Origin of the sequence: Sphingobacterium sp. UDSM-2020 (assembly GCF_016132525.1) — a bacterium.
Classification (GTDB): Bacteria; Bacteroidota; Bacteroidia; order Sphingobacteriales; family Sphingobacteriaceae; genus Sphingobacterium; species Sphingobacterium anhuiense.
On sequence record NZ_CP066166.1, the window covers coordinates 1,708,021 to 1,730,336 of the forward strand.

22 protein-coding genes are annotated in these 22,316 nt (G+C 36.9%); 16 read left to right on the forward strand and 6 right to left on the reverse strand.

The annotated features are described in order from the left end of the window. Positions 1 to 20: 20 nt before the first annotated feature. From JAZ75_RS07475 to JAZ75_RS07485, 3 genes are all read right to left on the reverse strand, one after another. A complete protein-coding gene (locus JAZ75_RS07475) occupies positions 21 to 290 on the reverse strand; it encodes a PqqD family protein (protein ID WP_132769884.1) in 270 nt (89 codons plus the stop codon). 61 nt (positions 291 to 351) lie between these two features. Further along, positions 352 to 810, reverse strand: a complete 459-nt coding sequence (locus JAZ75_RS07480) for a S24/S26 family peptidase (protein ID WP_208700898.1) — start codon at positions 808 to 810, stop codon at positions 352 to 354. 10 nt (positions 811 to 820) lie between these two features. Continuing rightward, positions 821 to 1,726, reverse strand: a complete 906-nt coding sequence (locus tag JAZ75_RS07485) for a DUF5106 domain-containing protein (RefSeq protein ID WP_208700900.1) — start codon at positions 1,724 to 1,726, stop codon at positions 821 to 823. A gap of 365 nt (positions 1,727 to 2,091) precedes the next feature. Here JAZ75_RS07485 and JAZ75_RS07490 point away from each other — a divergent pair, with 365 nt between their 5' ends. From JAZ75_RS07490 to JAZ75_RS07500, 3 genes are all read left to right on the forward strand, one after another. Next, positions 2,092 to 2,514 carry an adenylyltransferase/cytidyltransferase family protein gene (locus JAZ75_RS07490; RefSeq protein WP_208702381.1) on the forward strand — a complete coding sequence of 141 codons (423 nt, stop codon included), beginning with the start codon at positions 2,092 to 2,094 and terminating at the stop codon, positions 2,512 to 2,514. A 233-nt stretch (positions 2,515 to 2,747) separates the two neighbouring features. Then, complete coding sequence (locus JAZ75_RS07495) at positions 2,748 to 3,173, forward strand: adenylyltransferase/cytidyltransferase family protein (protein WP_132844242.1); 426 nt, start codon at positions 2,748 to 2,750, stop codon at positions 3,171 to 3,173. Between the two features lie 128 nt (positions 3,174 to 3,301). Beyond that, a complete protein-coding gene (locus tag JAZ75_RS07500; RefSeq protein ID WP_208700902.1) occupies positions 3,302 to 4,300 on the forward strand; it encodes a mannose-1-phosphate guanylyltransferase in 999 nt (332 codons plus the stop codon). A gap of 429 nt (positions 4,301 to 4,729) precedes the next feature. On the opposite strand, the gene JAZ75_RS07505 is transcribed toward JAZ75_RS07500, so the two are convergent. After that, a complete protein-coding gene (locus JAZ75_RS07505) occupies positions 4,730 to 5,665 on the reverse strand; it encodes a UDP-glucuronic acid decarboxylase family protein (protein WP_208700904.1) in 936 nt (311 codons plus the stop codon). A gap of 194 nt (positions 5,666 to 5,859) precedes the next feature. Here JAZ75_RS07505 and JAZ75_RS07510 point away from each other — a divergent pair, with 194 nt between their 5' ends. After that, positions 5,860 to 7,242: a nucleotide sugar dehydrogenase gene (locus JAZ75_RS07510; protein ID WP_208700906.1), complete on the forward strand. Its 1,383-nt coding sequence runs from the start codon at positions 5,860 to 5,862 to the stop codon at positions 7,240 to 7,242. A 38-nt stretch (positions 7,243 to 7,280) separates the two neighbouring features. Here the strand turns inward: JAZ75_RS07510 and JAZ75_RS07515 are convergent, their stop codons facing one another. Together JAZ75_RS07515 and JAZ75_RS07520 are read right to left on the reverse strand one after the other, a co-directional pair. After that, the gene (locus JAZ75_RS07515) at positions 7,281 to 7,892 is read right to left on the reverse strand and encodes a DNA-binding response regulator (protein ID WP_208700909.1); all 612 of its coding nucleotides are present in this window, start codon (positions 7,890 to 7,892) and stop codon (positions 7,281 to 7,283) included. Next, a complete protein-coding gene (locus JAZ75_RS07520; RefSeq protein ID WP_208700910.1) occupies positions 7,883 to 9,781 on the reverse strand; it encodes a 7TM diverse intracellular signaling domain-containing protein in 1,899 nt (632 codons plus the stop codon). Before JAZ75_RS07520 ends, JAZ75_RS07515 begins: the two co-directional genes overlap by 10 nt. 264 nt (positions 9,782 to 10,045) lie before the next feature. Here JAZ75_RS07520 and JAZ75_RS07525 point away from each other — a divergent pair, with 264 nt between their 5' ends. From JAZ75_RS07525 to JAZ75_RS07580, 12 genes are all read left to right on the forward strand, one after another. After that, positions 10,046 to 10,558 carry a hypothetical protein gene (locus tag JAZ75_RS07525; protein WP_208700912.1) on the forward strand — a complete coding sequence of 171 codons (513 nt, stop codon included), beginning with the start codon at positions 10,046 to 10,048 and terminating at the stop codon, positions 10,556 to 10,558. Positions 10,559 to 11,077: 519 nt separating this feature from the next. Further along, entirely contained in the window at positions 11,078 to 11,557 is a 480-nt protein-coding gene (locus JAZ75_RS07530; RefSeq protein ID WP_208700914.1) for a hypothetical protein, read from the forward strand. Positions 11,558 to 11,709: 152 nt separating this feature from the next. After that, positions 11,710 to 12,762, forward strand: a complete 1,053-nt coding sequence (rfbB, locus tag JAZ75_RS07535) for a dTDP-glucose 4,6-dehydratase (protein ID WP_208700916.1) — start codon at positions 11,710 to 11,712, stop codon at positions 12,760 to 12,762. A gap of 116 nt (positions 12,763 to 12,878) precedes the next feature. Beyond that, a complete protein-coding gene (gene rfbC, locus JAZ75_RS07540; protein WP_208700918.1) occupies positions 12,879 to 13,439 on the forward strand; it encodes a dTDP-4-dehydrorhamnose 3,5-epimerase in 561 nt (186 codons plus the stop codon). After that, entirely contained in the window at positions 13,387 to 14,304 is a 918-nt protein-coding gene (gene rfbD, locus JAZ75_RS07545; RefSeq protein ID WP_232789379.1) for a dTDP-4-dehydrorhamnose reductase, read from the forward strand. Before rfbC ends, rfbD begins: the two co-directional genes overlap by 53 nt. Positions 14,305 to 14,399: 95 nt before the next feature. Continuing rightward, the gene (locus JAZ75_RS07550; RefSeq protein WP_208700920.1) at positions 14,400 to 14,753 is read left to right on the forward strand and encodes a four helix bundle protein; all 354 of its coding nucleotides are present in this window, start codon (positions 14,400 to 14,402) and stop codon (positions 14,751 to 14,753) included. Between the two features lie 123 nt (positions 14,754 to 14,876). Further along, positions 14,877 to 15,737, forward strand: coding sequence for a glucose-1-phosphate thymidylyltransferase RfbA (gene rfbA / locus JAZ75_RS07555; RefSeq protein WP_208700922.1), 861 nt, complete (start codon positions 14,877 to 14,879; stop codon positions 15,735 to 15,737). Between the two features lie 35 nt (positions 15,738 to 15,772). Next, the gene (locus tag JAZ75_RS07560) at positions 15,773 to 18,304 is read left to right on the forward strand and encodes an SLBB domain-containing protein (protein ID WP_208700924.1); all 2,532 of its coding nucleotides are present in this window, start codon (positions 15,773 to 15,775) and stop codon (positions 18,302 to 18,304) included. Positions 18,305 to 18,310: 6 nt separating this feature from the next. Next, positions 18,311 to 19,393 (forward strand): lipopolysaccharide biosynthesis protein, encoded by a 1,083-nt coding sequence (locus JAZ75_RS07565; RefSeq protein WP_208700927.1) that lies wholly within the window; start codon positions 18,311 to 18,313, stop codon positions 19,391 to 19,393. After that, positions 19,393 to 20,712 (forward strand): lipopolysaccharide biosynthesis protein, encoded by a 1,320-nt coding sequence (locus JAZ75_RS07570; RefSeq protein WP_208700929.1) that lies wholly within the window; start codon positions 19,393 to 19,395, stop codon positions 20,710 to 20,712. The genes JAZ75_RS07565 and JAZ75_RS07570 overlap by 1 nt, the downstream gene beginning before the upstream one ends. 17 nt (positions 20,713 to 20,729) lie before the next feature. Beyond that, entirely contained in the window at positions 20,730 to 21,446 is a 717-nt protein-coding gene (locus tag JAZ75_RS07575) for a hypothetical protein (RefSeq protein WP_208700931.1), read from the forward strand. Positions 21,447 to 21,450: 4 nt separating this feature from the next. Beyond that, positions 21,451 to 22,209, forward strand: coding sequence for a glycosyltransferase family 2 protein (locus JAZ75_RS07580; RefSeq protein WP_208700933.1), 759 nt, complete (start codon positions 21,451 to 21,453; stop codon positions 22,207 to 22,209). The last annotated feature ends 107 nt before the right edge of the window (positions 22,210 to 22,316 follow it).

Below are 22,316 nucleotides of genomic sequence, written 5' to 3' on the forward strand. Positions count from 1 at the left end.
CTAGTGGTTCTTTTGGGCATTTATTTTTGCAGCAAACCTTGTTTTTCGAAATCCTGAATTAAAATTTCAGCATCAGCTTGTGCCTGTGTTTCCGTTACATCATAGTGTTCGCAGAGTAGCTCAACTACAGTAGCACTTGAGAATTCTATTCCTTTCAACTGCTCCCAAAGCCATGCTGCAGAATCATTTAATGTATATACTGTAGAAAGATCGACCATATCTTGACTAGGATCCACAATCATGTGATCCGAACCTATTGTTCTTAAAACTAAATCTGTTCTTAATTTCATTTATGTTAAAGTTAAAAAATTAGTAAAGTCAAAGTTAATCAATCCTTCGCATTCTAAGAAATTAGGTCAGAAACCTTCTTTTTAGTGCACTGATTACCCTTCTAACGATTCTTAGCCGGTACCAGCTCATACCCCTAAATCGTGGCCAGGTGCTGCTGATATCTTTTGCAAAATCACTGTCTCCTGAATAATGTTTTGTAGCAATCGCTATAATATCGGATGATGTTACATACTCATGCAATGCGATATTTCCATCCCCCGCAAGAACAATGTTTCCATTCTTTTTACCCACATAGCGATGAAAAACAAACTTTCCTTCATGCTTAGCCAAGATATTTGCTCCCAAAAGTAAAGGCGTATCGGCAGATGCTACCAGCAGCACCCGGTCTCCATTCTTGATAAAAGGTAACATGCTATTGCCTTTTATGCGGATGCAAACTTCTTTTCCTTCGTGGAGTAAACGTTGTACTTCTTCAAAATACAGCTCATTCGTGATGATACGTGGTTCTGTTTTATCCATCTTTCCTAACTTAGGTGAGCTGGACCACATATTGAAGTGCCTGTTGCAGTTCGGTATCTTTTAAGATCACCTTTTTTTCCGCATCTAAAAGATAGATTGTCGGCGAAGCTTTGGTATCGTAAAGTCGTTTTTTCTGAATGACAGATTCGGTATCAAAACCATTGATCCAATTTTCTGCCAGATGCGTTTGAAAGTTTTTCCATTTAGTACGGTCACCCCAAGGTTCGATGGTTACCATTTGGATCTGTTTTTTTTCAAAAAGATCGACAACTTGTGGTGTATCTTTAAGCGCCGTAATCATTTGCTTACAGTGTGGACATTCCGTATCGTAGAAAAACAGTAGTGTATATTTTGACTTCACATCCGACAGCTTTTGGGTTTTGCCATCGCTGGTTTCGAAACTAAAATCTTCTGCTAATAGACCTACTTTATTCCGCTGTACCAATTTATAAACCGGGCGGTAGGCCTCTTTTTCAAGGTCTGTCAGCTGATCGGTTTTTATGAGGTAGCGCAGTACAGATTCGTATCGGTTATCATTACGCATAGGCGAATTGCCTTCGTAAAGATAGTGTTCATATAATTTAATAAAATGATCAAAAGTTACTTTGTTTCCTTTTGCTTTATCCAACATGCGTGCTACAGCATGATCCGCTACAGTATCTGATACCGAGTTGAGTGCCGAGATAAAGTCAGCTAATTTCTGCTCGCCAATATTGGGATCTTTAATTTTTGCGGTATCCTGCATATCAATTTTATCCCAGTAGCTTAATACAGCACTGTCCGCACCGGTGTAGACGATGGCTTTCTTGTCTTCTGCATGATCCTGTTGATCAGACTTCGGTTTCGGATTGCATGCTATGGATAGCAAAGTGATTGCTCCACCTATACACAGCACTTTAAAGGGTACACATTTCATTATAATTAGCTTAATGATAACAAACTTAGCGATATTGTGATTGATATACAATATTATTGAGGTGAAGTTAAAAACAATTGCTTGATTTTTTTCATCTTTAGAATTTAATTTTAATGCTGGTTTAGCGTAATACCGCAAGGATTTAATGGCTGATGTTTTTTAATGAATTAATAACTTGTTAATTGTATAGGCTGGAATATGGATAATCCGATGTTTTGTGTTAGCATAATTCAATATTAAATTTTTATGAACTTTTCGGAATGGCTTTTGTATTACAAATAATCTCTATCTTTGAGATAGTAATAAAACTGTACTTAATTCATGTTATTATAATTTTAAATATGATTACAATACCTGCTAAAGAAATGCGTATCGGCATTACTTTCAGTGCGTTTGATCTGTTGCATGCAGGTCATATCAAGATGCTGGAAGATGCCAAACGTCAGTGTGACTATTTAATTTGTGGCCTACAAACTGACCCAACCTTGGACCGTCCTGAGAAAAACAAACCGACACAGACTGTTGTGGAGCGTTATATCCAACTCAAAGGCTGTAAATATGTGGATCAGATTGTGCCTTATGCGACAGAACAGGATCTGCAAGATGTACTGCGTTCGTTTAAGATCGATGTGCGTATTGTTGGTGATGAATACCGTGAGCGTGATTTTACGGGGCGTGAATATTGCGAAGAATCTGGTATCGCATTATATTTCAATAGCCGCGATCATCGTTTTTCAAGTTCAGGTCTGCGTCGTATCGTTGCCGAACATGAGGTGGAAAAAGGTTAGTAAGTATCAGAGTAAAGCAGTAACAGAGTAACGAAGTAACCAAGTGAAGAAGTAACGGAGTACTGAAGTAACAGGTTGCATATAACTCGTCACAAAAAAACTAGTCACTAGTTCACTATCGTTACTACGTCACTAAAGAACTCGTCACTCCAAAAAGAAAGAGCTGCGTTACTGATCACTAGTCACTACGTCACTTAAAAACTACGTCACTAAAAAAAGAAAGAACACATTACATGAAAATAGGAATTACATTTGGTGTATTTGATTTGTTGCATGCCGGACATATCATGATGTTGGAGGAAGCACGCCGCAATTGCGATTATCTGATCGTTGGACTCAATACCGATCCTTCAGAAGTTTCACCAGAAAAATCTGCACCTACACAAACTGTTGTGGAGCGTTATATCCAATTAGAAGGTTGTCGTTATGTGGACGAGATTATTCCTTACGAAACCGAGCAGGACTTGATCGATATGATCAAAGCTTTGCCTATTCAGGTGCGTATCATTGGAGAAGAATACCGCGATATGGATTTCACCGGAAAGAAATATTGTGTGGAAGAAGGTATCGACATCTATTATAATAAACGTAGCCACCGTTTTTCAAGTACAGGTTTACGAAAAGAAGTTGCTGCGAAAGAAGCGGAGAAAGTTAAGTAATCGAATAACGAAGGTAACAGATAACTTGTCACTAGTTCACTATCGTCACCACGTTACTAAGAAAAGATTACGTTACTACTTTACTAGTCAATACATCACTAAAAAAGAAAATAATTTATAAAAATAGAATGAGCAATATCGTACATGTGATTTTATCGGGTGGAGTGGGTAGCCGCTTATGGCCACTGTCGCGTAAAAGTTTTCCTAAACAATACCTTTCCTTGTTTAAAGAAGGATCTTTGTTTGAGATGACTGTCAACCGTAATCGGGATTTATGTAACCAGGTTATTGTTGTGGGGAATAAAGATAATAATCAATTAAGCCGAGAAGTTATGGAGAACGGCGGGGTGGAATATATTGATATCGTGGAGTCTACTCCTCGTAATACAGCTGCAGCGATTGCATTTGCGGCATTTGCGGCTAATGCTGATGATATTTTGGTTGTTACTCCTTCAGACCATGTTATCGTGGGCGACGAAAGCTATAATAAAGCGATTCAAGAAGGAATTGAAAAGGCAAACCAAGGATATATTGTTACTTTTGGTATTCAGGCAACTAAGCCGGAGACGGGTTATGGTTATATTGAATATAAAGGTGATCAGGTACTGTCTTTTCGTGAGAAACCTAATAAAGAAACTGCAGAAGATTTTATAGAAAGGGGTAATTTCTTATGGAACTCGGGTATGTTCTGTTTTCGTGCGGACACGTTATTGCACGAACTTCAACAGTTTGAGCCCCGGGTTTATGCAACAGCATTAGCCGCATGGCAACATAAGAAAGATGGTATTTTGGATGAGGCATTATCCAAAGAGATTCCCTCGATCAGTATTGATTATGCTGTGATGGAACGATCCAAAAAAATTCGCGTTGTTGCAACACATTTTAACTGGTCCGATCTGGGTTCATTTGAGTCGATGTATGATTATCTGAAGCATACCGGTCATCCTACGGATGAAAATGGAAACATGGTGATCGGAACGGATGTTTACAGTGCATTCGTTGGTTTAAGAAATACGATCCTGGTTTATACAAAAGATGCCTTCCTGATCTTACAAAAAGAAAGTTCTCAGGATGTTAAGAAAATCTACAATACACTGGAACGACACCAGTCCAAACTGATCGATTAAAAATATACAACAAACTGAAAAGCGTTACGTGTTTTTTTGTAAGATTACGTTTTATTAAAAAACATACGGCTTTTTATATTGTATGCATTAATGGGAATTCTACTTGTATGTGGATTCCCATTTTTTTTAGCGATAAAGTACCTATATATGCTTGTGGTGATTTTGTGGATCGCTGATTATCAGTTGTCTGCAAAAATCAAAAATATCAATTTCGATCTGTAACTACAACAGGGACCGGATATCTTTTTTGACGTGGATATTATGAAACGAATACTCCGAAATCTGTTGATCAATGCGGTTAAATGCAGCCATGAACATTCTGTTGTTAAACTGACTTTACATCAAGATGGGAATTGGTCTGTTTTAGAGGTTATCAATTTTTATGTAAAAGGTGCCCGGTATTTCAAAAGAAAAACGGTGCAATCATATTTAAGACAGATTTTTAAAATAAGCAATGGTCTTTATAAGTCCTTCTTCCAGTTGGATTTTAGGTTCCCAGTTTAATTTTGCTTTTGCCAGATCAATATCCGGTTTCCTTTGTTTAGGATCATCAGAAGGCAAAGGCTGAAAGATAATTTTAGACTTGGAACCTGTCAGCGTGATCACCTTTTCTGCCAGTTCACGAATGCTGAATTCATTGGGGTTTCCCATATTAATGGGACCTATCGTTTCAACAGGGCTTTCCATCATTTTAATCATACCATCGATAAGATCATCTACATACTGAAAGCTTCGGGTCTGCGAACCATCTCCATAGAGCGTAATATCTTTATTGTTTAGCGCCTGAATGATAAAGTTCGATACGACCCTGCCATCATTCGGATGCATATTTGGGCCATAGGTATTAAATATTCTAATGATTTTTATCTTAACATCGTTCATGCGGTGATAGTCCATAAACAATGTTTCTGCGCATCTTTTGCCTTCGTCATAGCAGGAGCGGATACCGATGGGGTTGACATTTCCCCAGTATGATTCCGTTTGTGGATGGATGATCGGGTCACCGTAGACCTCACTTGTAGAAGCCTGCAAAATTTTAATGTTTAACCGTTTTGCCAGTCCCAGCATATTGATGGCACCCATCACCGAAGTCTTGACCGTTTTGATCGCATTAAACTGATAATGTATCGGCGAGGCTGGGCAGGCTAGATTATAAATTTCGTCCACCTCGATAAAATAAGGCATAGTCACATCATGCCTGATCGCTTCAAAGTACGGGTTTGATAATAATGGGGCTATATTTTCTTTAGATCCTGTAAAATAATTATCCAAAGAAATCACCTCGTTGCCGGCATCCAGCAATCTTTTGCATAAGTGCGAGCCGATAAAACCTGCTCCGCCTGTTATCAATATTCTCTTTTTCATGGATCTCTTTTCTTCTAAAAAGTTGAACATTACGAAGATATAGATCTCACCGTTGTCTGACAAATTTATTCCGCTCCGTATTGAAATTTAGTAAATAAATGAGTAATTTCGACATCCATATAGCTGCTTTAATATCCTTATATTTTGTTGGTTAAGACTTTTAGGTCGTTGTATGCTGTATTACATATATATAAATGAGAGAAATTAAGAGAATAGCCTGTGTCGGGGCGGGTTATGTCGGTGGGCCGACGATGTCGGTTATTGCGCAGAAAAATCCAAATATCACGATTACAGTTGTTGATTTAAATCAGTCTCGTATCGATGCGTGGAATGATCCAGATTTAAACAATTTACCGATCTATGAACCCGGTTTAGATGCGGTTGTTGCTGAAGCCAGAGGGCGCAATCTTTTTTTCTCTACTGATGTTGACAAAGCGATTGCAGAGGCAGATATGATCTTTATTTCGGTCAATACGCCTACCAAAACATATGGTAAAGGAAAAGGGCAGGCTGCCGATTTAAAATATATAGAATTATGTGCCCGTCAGATTGCACGAGTTGCAAAAGACGATAAAATTGTTGTTGAAAAATCTACTTTACCTGTACGCACGGCCGCAACATTGAAGAGTATATTGGATAATACCGGAAACGGTGTCAATTTTCATATTCTCTCCAATCCTGAATTCTTGGCAGAAGGTACAGCAATACCCGATCTGCATCATCCCGACCGTGTACTGATCGGCGGTGAAGATGCCGGAGCTATTGAAGCTCTGGTACAGATCTACGAAGCTTGGGTACCACGGGAACGTATATTGACCACTAATCTGTGGTCTTCCGAATTATCCAAATTAGTGGCCAATGCCTTTTTAGCACAGCGTGTCTCTTCGATCAATGCCATTTCCGAATTATGTGAAGTGACAGGGGCCAATGTCGATGAAGTGTCGCGTGCCATTGGTTATGACTCCCGGATTGGGCCTAAGTTCCTGAAGGCATCTGTCGGGTTTGGTGGTTCCTGTTTTCAGAAGGATATTTTAAATCTCGTGTATATCGCCCGTTCCTACAACTTAACTGCTGTGGCCGATTATTGGGAGCAGGTCATTTTGTTAAATGATCATCAGAAAGAGCGGTTTGCACAGCATATCATTAAGACCATGTACAATACGGTCAATGGTAAGAAAATCGTGTTTTTAGGCTGGGCCTTTAAAAAAGATACCAATGATACCCGGGAGTCTGCAGCCATTTATGTGGCCGACCATTTATTAGAAGAAGAAGCGGAGATTGTTGTTTACGACCCTAAGGTGTCTGCAGAGCAGATCTACCGTGATCTGGATTACTTGGGCACGCGTTCTCCATCGGAAAACCGTCGGTTGTTGACTGTTGTCAGCGATCCTTATGAAGCATTGGCGGAAGCACATGCTGTCGCGATATTGACCGAGTGGGATGAATTTAAGCATTATGATTGGAGTAAAGTAAAAGATAAAATGAAAAAACCATCCTTTGTATTTGATGGACGTAAGATTTTGAATAGAAAAGAGTTGGAGGATCTAGGTTTTCAATATTATGCTATTGGCGAATAGCAAATTGAAAGTTGTTTCTGAGCTATTCTAAACAACTTTCAATTTTCCAACATGTGCTGATATTTGATTGCCCAGGTGAGCAGCGCATTATTTTCTTCTCCTAGTGAAAGCTTGCGACAGATACGGTGGCGCGTATTTTTAATCGTGTATGGGCTTAAGCATAGTTTATCTGCGATATATTTGGTCGTATACCCATTGGCGATTAATACTAACACCTGTTTTTCCGCAGAGGTCAATCCAGCTAGATTCAGGTCTGCGTTATGATCGGTATACGTGCTGAGCAGACGCTGCATTATGATATGCGTTCCGGCATATAGGCGGCTTTCATTCAGTGGTTTTATAATATAATTGTCCGGATTTACAGCCGTTGTCCGATCGATACTCTGCTTGGATTCAAACGATGTGATAAAGATGAGGGCAAATTGCTTTTCAGCTTTATATTTCACCATCAGATCAATTCCATCACAATGATCCTGTAATTGAATATCGCACAGGACCAGATCCGGTTGTTGTACCTGCATGTACGTGTCGACCTCTTCAACAGAAAGTGCAATATTAATCTGTATATTCTCATAAAAAGAATAGAAATGTTGCTCTATAAAACGCGCGATTATCATTTCATCTTCGATAATTAATACTTTTATTTCCATAAACCTTTTTTAAATTCAAATTGATAGTGATACCCATTTTTATGATCGATGGTGACCTCTCCCTTGATTTGTCGTGTGAGGTCTCTGATCAGTGCGATTCCCAAAGACGAGCCGGCCACTAACGTATTTGATCCGATGCCATTGTCCCGGCATTCTATCATCAATTTGTCCGTAGACAGTTTGATGCCTAGCGTGATTTTAGCAGACACCTTCCTTTCATCCGGAAACGCATACTTATAAGCGTTGGTTAGAAGCTCCGTAATGATTAAACCTAAAGATGTTGATATATGCGTGGGGATCCAATAATCGGGTGCACCGTATAGGTCGATCTCAATCTTTTTCTTTGGATCATAAAGCATTTGAAGGTAGCTTATGATTTCTACCACCAGTTGATCTAATTTTAACTTATTCCCTTTATTATAGACCAGGAGTTGATTAACGAGCATCATGGTATGGATGCGGCTTTGCATCTCCTGAATGGCGGGATTGTTGGCCAAGCTGTTTTTATTTCCTTTTCGGTAGAGACTTCCCAGACTATATAAAAGCTGCAGATTGTTTTTAACCCTGTGGTTGAGCTCGTCAATTAAAGTTTCAATGTATTTATTTTTTTCTAAGAGCTCCACCTGTTGTTCATTTAGAACGATATTGGCCAAATGCAGTTCAGCTGTTCGTTCTTCCACCCGAATCTCAATTGATTTGTGATATTCGAGTTCCTGCTTGCGGATTCGTAATCTGATCGCAATTAGAAAGATAATGGTTATGCTGAGTATAAATAGTTGAATCGCGGCCGGGATATAAAGTAGTGATTTTTCATCCATCTTGATCAACAAAATCACAATTAACCCGATTCCTAATGAAAAACAGGTCGCGCCATAGGCCAGGAATCGCTGTGGTTCGTCCACCTTTTTCCAGAGATAAATAAATAGAGTCGACAAATAAGCAATGTGTATCGCTCCTAAAATAAAATTAATGCGGTTGGAAAGAAAGTAATTGGAGGTTGTATAGCAATATATAAAGCTGAAAACAGCAAACGAGATCACCAATAAGCAGATGAGGATTGCCAGTTTATAAAATTTTGAACTCAGTTCTTTGAGGTTTAGAAAATCCAGGAGCAACAGGTAAAAGCTGATCGTACCGAGCCGATAAAATAATGGAGCGATGGTCCAGCCCAATCGCGGATTTTCAGCAAAAAACAAGTCTATAAAGTCTTTCTGCAAGGCAAAGCTATACAGGCCTAGCGCCATTAAAAAGGTAAAGATCCAGATATAAGGTCGGTAGCGTGACACGATCCATGTTAGTGCAATATACAGGAGCAATATGATGATGGCTCCCTCCAAGAAGGCATAGATATTGGATTCTTTTTGCTGCCTTTTGAGATAAGCCAGCTGATCTTCGATATAGAAATCCAGCTGGGGGCTGTAGCCTTTGATATGATGGATTTTCAACAGGCAGGTGTAGGTTTTGGTGACATCGATCTCCAGTGTAAAATGATTCCGGTCATCGCCTGGGGTGATCTCTTTGAGAGGTCTGAACAGTCCCGCTTTTCGGCTATCGATCGCGACACTGCTGCGGTCGTCGATCAGGGTCAGGTCCACATAGGTCAGGTTGTTAAACGAAAGAACATAAGTTTTCTTTTTATAGTCTTTACTGGCCGGGATATGGATACGGAGCCAATAGGTACCTTTCGCATCATAATCATCCTGCTTGATTTTAGGGTTTTTGAAAATGGATTTATTATGGTAGTAAAACAGCGGACTGTCTTCGTTCAGCTGCTCCTGGGCAATGAGTACCGTTGGAATTTCATTTGTGCGCTGTATTGCTGCAGACCCTTTTAAAGATACTACAAGTAAAAAAAACAGCAAAAAAGGGGCAACGAGGTCAGGTTTCATTTGTCCCTACAAATGTGCATTATTTACCTGAATATTGAGGTTTATTACTGTGATTTTTTTTATCTAAAGTTAAATAAGACCCTGGGGTCTCTGTTGTAACATCAATTTCATCTGTATTTTTGACTAAAATTAGGAACTGTTGTAAAAGTCTTGCAAAAGATCATGTAAAAGGATTTATTTCATTTTTATAACGACCTGATAAGCTATTCTTTGAGTTCGCTCGAAGTTTTCTGAAAATTAGTTTAATATTTAACATATATATATATGATGATTTATATTTTTATTTTAGTTTTTCTTTCTGCTTTTGTGATGTACTATTTATACAATCGGAAATACAGACGTTCACCATTTGAGAAACAGATTACACTAAATGCCCTTTATCGTATCCAAGATCACGCAGGTCAGTATAGTGGGAATCTCAAAAGCCGCTATGGTTCCCTTATTTTTAGTGCATCTTGTCAAAATGAGCAGCTGCGGGCTATTGTGATTCGAAAAGTTAAGATTTATCATTCAGGCGTGTCGGTCAAATTAAATCAATCTGCTAGTATTCCATTTGTGGAAAATAAAGATCAAGGATTAGCGATTTCGGTCCGTTTTCGAATCAATTCAGCCCAGCAGGTCATAGATTTAACGGGTTGTAAAGTCAGGCTGATCGGGGTATTAAATTTAAAAGGTGGCGATAGGCTCCCCTTCAAAATGAGTATTCCAATTGAAAACATTTATCAGCATCAAGAAGAACAAAATGTCCAGCAATTGGATCTACCCGTATTTCAGTAGCCATATTACTTTCCAAATTATAAATTAGTTTCTGGTACCTTGCTTGTCAAGGTACCTTTTTTATATGCTTATGGCCAGTACCACAGCGGTATAATGAGAAAAGAAAAACAAATGATCTCCTGTTTATTTTATAATAAATTAATAGTAAAGCAGTATCTGCTTGATCTTCAGTAATTATATTTGTGATCGACGGACAGAGCCTGTGTAGGACGTTGATGATCAGTTAAAAACTGATGAAAGATTTCGAATTCATACGATGTGGCTTTTGATTACGTTATTATATGCAAATCATGTTTACTATATGCAAAACCATTTTGAGCATTACAGTGTTACTTAGTTACTATTAACAATTTTAGTATTAGCCATGTAACTATTAGCGATATTACTTCGTTACTATTGACAATGTCACCAAGTCACTTGTTACTGGTCACTACTTACTTCGTTACTACGTCACTGGTCACTACGTTACTGATTACTATAAATGCTCTTTTATTTTACAACCCTTAACCTTTACCCACAATGATTATTGTAATTATTTTAATTGTATTATTTTTATTTGGCAGTTATTACTTTTGGACAGCACAGCAGGCAAAACAACGATTAGCGCAGCACGGAGCTTTATCGGTCAGTTATCTTTTTCAAGAGCGGCCTGGGCAGTACAGTGGCGATCGCAGTGTGAAGAGCGGCGTGATTGTGATCCATACCAACAGCAGTGATCAAAAATTAAAGCATGCTACAATAAAAAGTGTCAATTTAAAACACCCTGATGTCAATATACAGCTTGATCAGTCTTTATCACTTCCTTTTCAGTATAATAGTTTTACGCAACCTGAGGTATCCATCCGTTATAAAGTATTGGATAAGGATATTAGCAACCTAGATCTGACCGGAATACTTACTGTTATTTCCGGGAAATTGCATTTTGAAGGCGGAAAGACGAAACCCTTTCGCGTTGCCATACCGATATCTGGACTATATCAGGAACATATGGAAAAATAGATTTTTGACAAAAAATAAGCTGAAAACCGCATTTTAGCTTGTTTTACTCGCTTACCTTGGTTGATTGTTCATAAAATCTTATTACTTTTGATGCTAATCCCTTAATTATCGTTAAGGGGCTTTAAGCTGTTAAGAAATATTTTGCTCATATTATGAATAAAACAATCCTAATTACAGGTGGAGCGGGTTTTATAGGTTCGCATGTAGTACGAAATTTTGTTACTAAATATCCTGATTATCATATTGTCAATTTAGATGCCTTGACTTATGCCGGTAATCTCGAGAACTTACGAGATATAGAAGAAAAACCGAATTACACCTTTGTTAAGGCCGATATTACCGATGCCTTGGATATGTTTCGTGTTTTTGAAGAATATAAACCGGACGGTGTCATTCATTTAGCCGCAGAATCTCATGTCGATCGTTCCATTGCAGATCCTACCGCATTTGTGATGACGAATGTAATTGGTACCGTCAATTTATTGAATGCCGCCCGCCAGATCTGGAAAGACGATTTTACAGGTAAACGTTTTCATCATGTTTCTACCGATGAGGTATTTGGCGCCTTAGGAGCAGAGGGGCTATTTACTGAAGAAACATCTTATGATCCGCATTCACCTTATTCCGCATCGAAGGCTAGTTCCGATCATTTTGTTCGGGCTTATCATGATACCTATGGTTTGCCTATCGTATTGACCAATTGTTCCAATAACTATGGTCCCAATCATTTTCCAGAGAAATTGATTCCCTTATGTATTCATAATATCTTGAACAATCAACCATTACCGATCTATGGTGATGGTAAATATACACGTGACTGGTTATTTGTGATCGATCATGCAACGGCAATAGATCTTGTTTTTCATGAAGGTAAGAATGGTGAATCGTATAATGTTGGCGGATTCAACGAATGGCAGAATATTGATTTGGTCAAAGAGTTATGCAAACAGGTAGATGAGAAATTAGGCCGTCCAGCAGGTACAGCAGAACAGTTGATTACTTTCGTTAAAGACCGCCCTGGGCATGATCTACGTTATGCTATTGATGCCTCCAAGATCAATAAGGAGCTCGGCTGGTACCCTTCTGTAACGTTTGAAGAAGGTCTTTCCAAAACAATCGATTGGTTTTTGAACAACAAGGAGTGGTTAGAAAGTGTCACCTCAGGAGATTATCAAAAATATTACGATAAACAGTATAAGGATTAAGAAGTGACTGAGTAACAAATAACGAAGTAACAAGTAAAGAAGTGACGAGTACTAGGTCACTAAAAAAACTGTGTTACTAGTTCACTTTCGTTACTATGTCACTAAAAAAATAAACCATGAATTTTACCGAAACAAAATTAAAAGGCTGTTTTATTTTAGAACCGACGGTTTTTGAAGACGAAAGAGGATACTTTTTTGAGGCCTTTAATGATCAAAAGTTTGAACAGATTGTAGGGGCAAAACCAGCATTTGTTCAAGATAACCAATCTCAATCGCAGTATGGCGTTGTTCGCGGATTGCATATGCAATCCGGCGATCATGGGCAAGCTAAATTAGTGCGTGTTTTGGAGGGGAAAGTATTGGATGTTGCTGTCGATGTACGTCCAGGATCAGCTACTTATGGTCAATATGAAGCAGTCGAACTATCTGCCGAAAATAAGAGACAACTGTATGTTCCACGTGGATTTTTACATGGATTTTCGGTATTATCAGAAAATGCTGTGTTTTTCTATAAGTGCGATAATCATTATCACAAAGTAGCAGAAGACGGTGTTCATCCGTTAGATAAAACAATAAGTATTGATTGGCAAGTTCCACGGGAAGATATGATTCTTTCCAAAAAAGATGAAGAAGCACAATCCTTTACGGCATTTAAAGATAAAAATGGAATTGGTTAATCAAAAGCAACGGATCGTAATTACAGGAGCATCAGGGCAGTTGGGGCAGGAATTGAAAGTCCTCTTGGAGCATGATGCTGAAAAAGAATGTTTCTTTTTAGATCGCAAGCAGCTTCCGCTGGATCAGACCTTTATTATTCAAGATATTTTGGGGATGTATCAGCCCGATCTGATTATCCATGCTGGAGCTTATACCGCTGTCGATCAGGCCGAGTCAGAATCTGATCTTGCCGATCTGGTGAATCATTTGGCAGCAGATGAGATTGCGCAATATTGTCGTTTACACGGCACACAATTGATCGCCATTTCAACCGACTATGTATTTGATGGAAACAGCCGTGCCGCTTTGACAGAAGATGCACCCGTCAGTCCCATTAATGTTTATGGTGAAACAAAGTTAAAAGGAGAGCAAGCGATACAAAAATGGTACCCCGAAACGATTATCATCCGTACTTCATGGGTATACTCCACTTTTGGGAAAAACTTTGTCAAGACGATGTTACGTCTGCTATCCGAGCGCGATTCGATATCTGTGATCAACGATCAGATCGGTTCACCGACCTCAGCAGCAGATCTAGCAAAAGCGATCGTCCATATTGTTGATGGAGAAAGTTGGCAAGGTGGGGTTTATCATTATAGCAATGAAGGCGAGATCAGCTGGTATGATTTTGCTGTTGCCATTCGCGATATTAAAGGTTTGACCTGTGAGATACAGGGGATACCGACAACAGCATACCCTACACCTGCAAAAAGGCCTCAATATTCGTTGTTAGATAAAACGAAAATCAAAGCAACATTCGGAGTGGAAGTACCATTTTGGAAAGATAGCCTAGTGAGATGTTTGGATAACGAAGTGTTAAAGTAACAAAGTGAACTAGTGACGGAGTAACGGAATTATCAAGTAACGAAAGTAACGATGTGAAGAAGTAATCGAAAGATATAATCACTAAAATATAAGAGATGAGAAGTCATAAAGATTTAATTGTATATCAACGTTCACTTTTATATGTTAAAAGTATATATGATTTATCTCATGATTTTCCTGAGGTGGAAAAATTTGGTTTGACCAGTCAAATTCGAAGAGCTGCCGTTTCGGTTCCAAGTAATATTGCAGAAGGAGCTGCGAGAAGATCTGCTAAAGAATTTCTCCAATTTTTATATATCGCTTTGGGTTCATTGAGTGAAATTGAAACCCAGATCGAAATAGCTAAATTATTAGGGTATACAATTGTCATTGATTCAGCTTTAGATGAAAATGTTCAGATAAGAAGAATGCTGTTGAAATTAATAGAAAATATTAAAAATAAAATATAAAAGTACTACGTCACTACTTTACTAGTCGCTATGTTACTAAGAAAAACTAAGTCACTAAAAAAAATGCGTTACTACTTTACTAGTCACTACGTCACTAATTACTACGTAACTAAAATTAAAAAAATGAAAGGAATTATATTAGCAGGAGGCTCAGGTACACGTTTACATCCCATGACATTGGCTGTGAGCAAGCAGTTGATGCCTGTATATGATAAACCGATGATTTATTATCCATTATCCACCTTGATGTTAGCGGGAATCAATGAGATCCTGATCATTTCGACACCACAAGATCTACCGCAGTTCCAAAGGCTACTGGGCGACGGTTCACAGTTGGGATGTCGATTTGAATATATCGAGCAACCAAGTCCAGATGGTTTAGCACAAGCATTCATTTTGGGCGAGGAATTTATTGGAGATGATAAGGTAGCGTTGATCTTAGGGGATAATATTTTCTATGGCTCAGGGATGTCTAAGTTACTGCAATCCTGCGTGGATGTTGAGGGGGGGACGGTTTTTGCATATCAAGTGAACGATCCCGAGCGTTATGGCGTCGTGGAATTTGACGAGAATAAAAAAGCAATTTCAATTGAAGAAAAACCGTTTGAACCGAAATCAAATTTTGCTATTCCAGGCTTATATTTCTACGATAACGATGTTGTCGCCATTGCAAAACAAATAAAACCATCTCCAAGGGGCGAATTGGAGATTACTGATATCAATAAAGTCTATTTGGAGCGTGGAAAGCTCAATGTCGCTGTTTTTGATCGGGGCACAGCTTGGTTAGATACAGGAACAATTCAATCCCTGATGCAGGCAGCACAGTTTGTTCAGGTTATTGAAGAAAGACAGGGTATGAAGATCGGAGCGATTGAAGAAGTAGCTTACCGAATGGGGTACATTAATAAGGACCAATTATTAAAGATTGCCGAACCCTTGCGTAAATCAGGGTATGGTGAATACCTGAGTCAGTCAATTAAATAAATTTACCTACTTTTGTGAAAATTTTGGAGTTTATAATGAAAAGAGTAATATTGTTGTTGTGTGTAATGAGTCTTTTTGGGTCTTTATATGCGCAGATCAATCCAGCAAATATAAAAGTTGATGATTTAACGGATGCTCAAATTGAGCAATATGTTAAGCGAGCTGAACTTATGGGGTATGGTGAATCACAGTTGGATGGATTTGCACGTGCGCAAGGCGTATCTGCAGTTGAAACTCAAAAGTTGAAAGATCGTTTGCAGAAAATCAAGAAAAATAAACAACAGCCTAAGCAACTGAAAGATAAACAAAACAATACAAGTTCATCTTCAGGTCGTCAGGTCAATGGCAATTTACAGGTAGATTCTTTAAAAAGTAAAAAAAAGGATCAAGACTCTTTAAAAATTGATGAGAGTAAACTTAAAATTTTTGGTTCAGACTTATTTAAGAACAGCGAAATCACTTTCGAACCCAATTTACGGATGGCTACACCAAGTTCGTATATTATAGGACCCGATGATGAGATCTTATTGGATATTACCGGGGATAATGAAGCATCTTACCAACTTCCCGTAAGTCCTGATGGTACCATCACGGTCGAATATGTTGGCAAAGTGGCTGTTTCTGGGTTATCAGTTTCGGCTGCAAAAAGTAAAATACAACAACGTTTAAGCGGTACTTACCCAGCTATCCGTTCGGGTAATACACAGGTTGATGTTAATATTGGTAATATCCGGAGTATTCGGATTACACTAACCGGTGCTGTGACAAAACCAGGTACCTATACTTTACCTTCTTTAGCGACTGTATTCAATGCGCTATATGCATCAGGTGGTCCTAGTGAAAAGGGAACTTACCGTCAGATCCAGGTGGTTCGCAACAATCAGGTTGTTACGACCATTGATTTATATGACTTTTTAGCGAATGGCATTCAGCGCGGTAATATCCGTTTGCAAGATCAGGATATCATACATATCCCTGTATATGGTAGCCGTGTCCAATTTGAAGGTGAAGTGAAGCGTCCAGCTATTTTTGAAACAGTAGCAGGAGAGTCGCTATTGGATTTAGTGAAATATGCTGGTGGTTTTAGTGAAAATGCATATACTGCCAAAGTTAAAGTATTGCAAAAAACAGATAAAGAGCGTAGTGTCAAAGATATTTACGCAGATCAGTTTGCGGATTACACTCCAAAATCAGGTGATCAATTTATCGTGGAGCCAATTTTAGAACGCTTTGCAAATCGTGTCAGTGTTCTGGGTGCAGTATTCCGTCCGGGTTTATATGGCATGGAACCGGGAATGACCCTTAAGCAATTATTAGAGCAGGCGGATGGTGTACGTGAAGATGCTTTTTTAGAAAGAGGAATTATCAATAGATTGAGAGCTGATAACTCGGCAGAGCTGATTAATTTCAATGTTCGCGAAGTATTAGCAGGAACAGCAGCTGATATTCCACTGAAACGAGAAGATAAGATTGAAATAGCCTCTATTTTCGACTTAAGAGACGAGTATAAGTTCACGGTACAGGGTGAAGTACGTTTGCCAGGTGATTTTCCTTTTGCTAGTAATGCAACGCTAGGCGATTTGATCCAGAAAGCAGGAGGTTTGAATGAATCCGCTAAAAATGCACGTATTGAAATTGCCAGAAGGTTAAATAATCGCGATGTTACAGATCCAAGTTCATCAAAAACAATTCAGGTAGAAATAAAAGATGGTATAGTTTTTAATCCAAATATTACCTTAGAACCCTATGATGTGATTACTGTTTTAGGTGATGCCGGCTTCCGTACACAAAGGCAGGTAAAGATTGAGGGAGAAGTCTTATTTCCAGGTATTTATACAATTTCTAGAGAAGATGAACGTATCTCTGATATCATTAAGCGTGCTGGTGGATTGACTTCTTATGCGTATACCGAAGGAGCGTCACTAAAACGTACCGGTCTATCCAAACTGAAGGCCGAAGAGAAAAAAAAGAAAGATAAGTTGGCAAAAGAGTTAAAGATGAGTCGTCTCCAAGATGATGAAAGTTTAGAAGGAGATACTTTAGATGAATATGCTAATCAAGATGAAGAAGCGGATTCGAATGTTAAAACAAAAAGTAAAGCATTAGCGAAAGTTTCGCAACAAGGCATATCAACTTCTGAAATTGAACCGAGTGATTTAGTGGGTATTGAGTTAAATAAAATTCTTGCCAATCCTTATCAACATGGTGATCTTTTAGTTCTTGATGGTGATGTTATTTTGGTGCCTAAAGAACTGGAAACTGTTAAAGTAATGGGAGAGGTTTTAAACCCTAATAATGTGGTATATGTGAAAGGTAAGAGCTTAAAATACTATGTAAATCAAGCAGGAGGTTTTACAGATAATGCTCTGAAAAAACGTGTTTTCGTTCAATATGCCAATGGAGCCGTAAAAGGGAAAGATGGTGGTTACCCTGATATTAAACCGGGAGCAGAGATTGTAGTTCCAAAACGTGCTCCACGTGAAAAAATAAGCTCACAGGCATGGATAGGGATCGGTACTGGAGTTGCGTCAACATTAGCAATTATTATCAGTTTGTTTAAAAATTAAGTTATTATGGATAAGCATTCGGATCAAATTGTTTTTTCTAATAATGAGATTTCAATCAAAGAAATAAAGAAACGATTAAAAGATTGGCGCAATTTTTTACTATCAAAATGGTATTTCTTTTTTGTGTTAATTTTGATAGGAGGAGGTTTAGGATTTTGTTACGCTAAATTTAAAGCAACTATTTTTACAGCAACAACAACATTCGTTTTAGAATCAGGTGAAAGCCCCGCAGGTGGTGGCTTATCCCAATATGCTGGTATTGCTTCTATGGTTGGCGTTGATCTTGCAGGTGGTGGGAGTGGAATTTTTCAAGGAGACAATTTATTAGAGCTTTATAAATCTCGAAAAATGATAGCAGGAACACTTCTTTTACCATCAATAAATGATACTTCAAAGTTAATAATCGATCGATATTTCGAATTAACCGATGCAAAGGATCGATGGAAGAAAAAAGAACCAGATTTATTAAAAATAGATTTTTCTGTAACATATCCCAATCAATTACAGCGAAAAAAAGATAGTTTGATTTCGGATGCAGTTGAAAATATTAATAAGTTTAATTTAGTTGTTGATAAATTAGATAAGAAATTGTCAATAATTAAGGTTGATGTCAGTTCTAAAAATGAAATTTTTTCCAAAGAATTTAACGATGCTCTTGTACAAGAAGTGAATGATTTTTATGTACGCACAAAAACCAAAAAATCATTAAGCAATATTGCTATTTTACAACATAAGGTAGATTCAGTAAGGTCAGTTATGAATGGTAACATTTCTACAGCAGCTATTGTAGCAGATGATACTCCCAATTTAAATCCAACGAAAATGTCGCGTCGTCTTATTCCTACACAGCGATCTCAATTTTCAGCGGAAACTAATAAAGCTATTTTGACCCAATTAGTACAAAATTTAGAATTATCTAAAATGTCTTTATTGAAAGAGTCACCATTAATACAAATTGTTGATCAACCTATATTACCGATTAAAAAACAATTTATTAGTGTTTTTAAGGGATTAGTGGCAGGTCTTTTCATTGGCTTTTTTGTTTTTTTAGTGTGTGGAACTATAGGATTTTTACTAAGGGTTAGATAATGCATAAAAGAACTCTTCAGCTTAAAAGCAATATTATTTACTCTCTTTTATTTAAAGGCTTGAGTGTTTTAGCCACTTTGTGTATTGTACCTATTACCTTAAACTATGTAGATAAAAATCAATACGGTGTTTGGTTGGTTTTAAGCAGTATCATTGGATGGTTCAGTTTTTTTGATATTGGATTAGGTAATGGTTTGAAAACAAAGCTTACCGAATCATTAACTGACGGAGAGCTTATTAAAGCAAGAAAATATATTAGTACCACTTATCTATTGATGTTTTTTATATCATTAGCAATAAGCATTGTTTTCCTTATAAGTCAGTATTTTATAAAATGGAGTGAAATATTAAATACTGATATTTTGCCAGAGGAGACATTAAAAAAAGTTGTATTTATAGTATTTACCTCGTTTTCAATTCAATTTATACTAAATGTCATCGTAACTGTTGCCGCAGCAAATCAGAATACGATAATTGGAGCTATCATTAATTTTTTAATAAATAGTATAACCTTACTTATTATATACATATTAACATTAGCGTTTGTGAACGGCACTTTGGTAGATTTGTCTTTACCGATGGCCCTGACACCTGTTGGTGTTTTGATAATCGCAAATATATATTTATTTTCTACTAAATATAAAGATATTTCACCTCGTTTAACATTTTTTGATGTTACACTATTAAAAGAAATTTTTGGATTAGGATGGAAATTTTTTATTATACAATTGGGGTTGATATTGGTTTATAATATTGACAATCTTATTATTGCACAATTATTTGGCCCCGCAGAGGTCACTACATACAATGTTGCTTTTAGATATTTTAGTATTATTACAATGCTTTCAGGTATAATTATGGCTCCGCTTTGGGCTGCTTTTGGTGAAGCAAATCGTATTAAAGATTATCAATGGATAAAGGGAACGATAAAAAAGCTTCAATTTGTGATATTAATTCTAGCATTACTATCATTTTGTATGGCTGTATTTGCTCCCTGGGTATATAAATTTTGGGTAGGAAAGGAGATACCAATACCTTTGTTGTTATCCATTATCTTAGCTGTTTATACCGTCGTGAATGCTTTTCGTACTATTTATATTTATTATATGAATGGAGTAGGAATCATTACGCTTCAAGTAATATTGGTTGGTCTTACAGGGCTTTTAAATATTCCCTTGGGAATATTTTTAGGGAAATTATTGGGTGTCCCTGGTGTTGTATTAGCCACTTTAATTTTAAGTGTAATTTCAGGAATAATTGAATATATACAGTTTAGGAAGATAATCTCTGGACAAGCTACGGGAATTTGGAATAGATAAGTAAGAAAGATTAATTTATGACTATTTTATTATTGACAGGTTGTATCAATCCAGATGGAATGGTTTATACTGCTTTACAAAACGTAGAAGTTCGAAAAAGACAATATATTGAATCAATAAATTTTTATTTAAAAACAACTTCTCTCCAAATTGTGTTTGTTGAAAATTCTAATACTGATATTTCAAAATATTTTAGTGATACAGATAAAACAAGGGTTGAATTCATAACTTTTTCAGGGAATGATTTTGATAAAACTTTAGGTAAAGGTTACGGGGAGATGCAAATTCTATTTTCAGCATTTAATAAGTCGTTAAAAATAAGAGAATCTCAACATGTTTGTAAAATAACGGGAAGATATCAAATTCAAAATATAACTAGATTACTAGCTTCTTACGACAAGAATGATGCTGTTATTTATGGGCATGTAAAGGAAAAATTCCATTTTATGGATTCTAGAATATTTTTAGCAGAGACTGATTTTTTTAGACAGTATTTACAACCTTATATGAATATAGTTAATGACAGTAAAGGAATTTATTTTGAACACTGTTTATGTAAAGCAACATTGACATCCATGGGAGATAATCATATTTTTTTACCGTTTAAATATCTTCCTAGAATTTCTGGACAGTCGGGAACTGATGGCAATTATTATAAAACATCTTTTTTACACTGGTATCCTAGAAATTTAATCCAGAGATTGAAATATATTTTATTTAAACTTGATCTTTAAAATAATGAATGAAGAATTTAAAATCTCTATTGTTACAATTGTTTATAATGATGCGAATCATATTGAAACCACAGTCCGTAATATATTGTTTGAACAAGAGTATGGTAATATAGAATATATTGTTATTGATGGAGGTTCTACCGACGGTACATTAGATATTCTTCATAAGTATGAAGATCAAATATCTATTATATTGAGTGAACCTGATAAAGGAATAAGTGATGCATTTAATAAGGGCGTCCAACTTGCAACAGGAGATCTCATAGGCCTGATTAATTCCGGTGATTACTATGAACCGGGTATTATCTCAGAAGTGGTAAAGGCATATGACAAATATCAGGATTGTAATAAGTTTAATGTCATACACGGTGATATCCACATGTTTGATAAGGTACATTCAAAGACTTATAAACCTTTTCCATTAAAGACATTTGCTTATCAGATGCCAATTTGGCACCCTACTTGTTTTGTATCTAAAGATGTTTATAGGGATTTTTCGTATTCATTAAATTATAGAATTGCAATGGATTATGAACTGTTTTCACGATTATATAAAAGAAATGCTAATTTTATTTATATAGATCAGGTAATCTCACATATGAATACTGAGGGAATAAGTAATTCAAATGCTCAGAAAGGATTTAAGGAAGTATATACCGCATCGATTGCTAATTTAGGATTACAGACTTGGAAGGCCTCTTTATATTTTTTTAGAAGGGTTTTCTTGCTTAAATTAATGGAATGTAAACGCAAATTATGGTAGGAATCATATTCTATATACTTTATTTTTTACTTATATTTTCAACAGTATATTTTTTTAAACAGAAATCTGTATATGTTATCTATCCGCTTATAATAACTTCGCAATTT

What these genes read in the sequence shown, in the direction of transcription:
- JAZ75_RS07475 (WP_132769884.1), bottom strand. Translation starts at nt 290, where the DNA reads ATGAAATTAAGAACAGATTTAGTTTTAAGAACAATAGGTTCGGATCAC.
- JAZ75_RS07480 (WP_208700898.1), bottom strand. Translation starts at nt 810, where the DNA reads ATGGATAAAACAGAACCACGTATCATCACGAATGAGCTGTATTTTGAA.
- JAZ75_RS07485 (WP_208700900.1), bottom strand. Translation starts at nt 1,726, where the DNA reads ATGAAATGTGTACCCTTTAAAGTGCTGTGTATAGGTGGAGCAATCACT.
- JAZ75_RS07490 (WP_208702381.1), top strand. Translation starts at nt 2,092, where the DNA reads ATGCGTATCGGCATTACTTTCAGTGCGTTTGATCTGTTGCATGCAGGT.
- JAZ75_RS07495 (WP_132844242.1), top strand. Translation starts at nt 2,748, where the DNA reads ATGAAAATAGGAATTACATTTGGTGTATTTGATTTGTTGCATGCCGGA.
- JAZ75_RS07500 (WP_208700902.1), top strand. Translation starts at nt 3,302, where the DNA reads ATGAGCAATATCGTACATGTGATTTTATCGGGTGGAGTGGGTAGCCGC.
- JAZ75_RS07505 (WP_208700904.1), bottom strand. Translation starts at nt 5,665, where the DNA reads ATGAAAAAGAGAATATTGATAACAGGCGGAGCAGGTTTTATCGGCTCG.
- JAZ75_RS07510 (WP_208700906.1), top strand. Translation starts at nt 5,860, where the DNA reads ATGAGAGAAATTAAGAGAATAGCCTGTGTCGGGGCGGGTTATGTCGGT.
- JAZ75_RS07515 (WP_208700909.1), bottom strand. Translation starts at nt 7,892, where the DNA reads ATGGAAATAAAAGTATTAATTATCGAAGATGAAATGATAATCGCGCGT.
- JAZ75_RS07520 (WP_208700910.1), bottom strand. Translation starts at nt 9,781, where the DNA reads ATGAAACCTGACCTCGTTGCCCCTTTTTTGCTGTTTTTTTTACTTGTA.
- JAZ75_RS07525 (WP_208700912.1), top strand. Translation starts at nt 10,046, where the DNA reads ATGATGATTTATATTTTTATTTTAGTTTTTCTTTCTGCTTTTGTGATG.
- JAZ75_RS07530 (WP_208700914.1), top strand. Translation starts at nt 11,078, where the DNA reads ATGATTATTGTAATTATTTTAATTGTATTATTTTTATTTGGCAGTTAT.
- rfbB (WP_208700916.1), top strand. Translation starts at nt 11,710, where the DNA reads ATGAATAAAACAATCCTAATTACAGGTGGAGCGGGTTTTATAGGTTCG.
- rfbC (WP_208700918.1), top strand. Translation starts at nt 12,879, where the DNA reads ATGAATTTTACCGAAACAAAATTAAAAGGCTGTTTTATTTTAGAACCG.
- rfbD (WP_232789379.1), top strand. Translation starts at nt 13,387, where the DNA reads ATGAAGAAGCACAATCCTTTACGGCATTTAAAGATAAAAATGGAATTG.
- JAZ75_RS07550 (WP_208700920.1), top strand. Translation starts at nt 14,400, where the DNA reads ATGAGAAGTCATAAAGATTTAATTGTATATCAACGTTCACTTTTATAT.
- rfbA (WP_208700922.1), top strand. Translation starts at nt 14,877, where the DNA reads ATGAAAGGAATTATATTAGCAGGAGGCTCAGGTACACGTTTACATCCC.
- JAZ75_RS07560 (WP_208700924.1), top strand. Translation starts at nt 15,773, where the DNA reads ATGAAAAGAGTAATATTGTTGTTGTGTGTAATGAGTCTTTTTGGGTCT.
- JAZ75_RS07565 (WP_208700927.1), top strand. Translation starts at nt 18,311, where the DNA reads ATGGATAAGCATTCGGATCAAATTGTTTTTTCTAATAATGAGATTTCA.
- JAZ75_RS07570 (WP_208700929.1), top strand. Translation starts at nt 19,393, where the DNA reads ATGCATAAAAGAACTCTTCAGCTTAAAAGCAATATTATTTACTCTCTT.
- JAZ75_RS07575 (WP_208700931.1), top strand. Translation starts at nt 20,730, where the DNA reads ATGACTATTTTATTATTGACAGGTTGTATCAATCCAGATGGAATGGTT.
- JAZ75_RS07580 (WP_208700933.1), top strand. Translation starts at nt 21,451, where the DNA reads ATGAATGAAGAATTTAAAATCTCTATTGTTACAATTGTTTATAATGAT.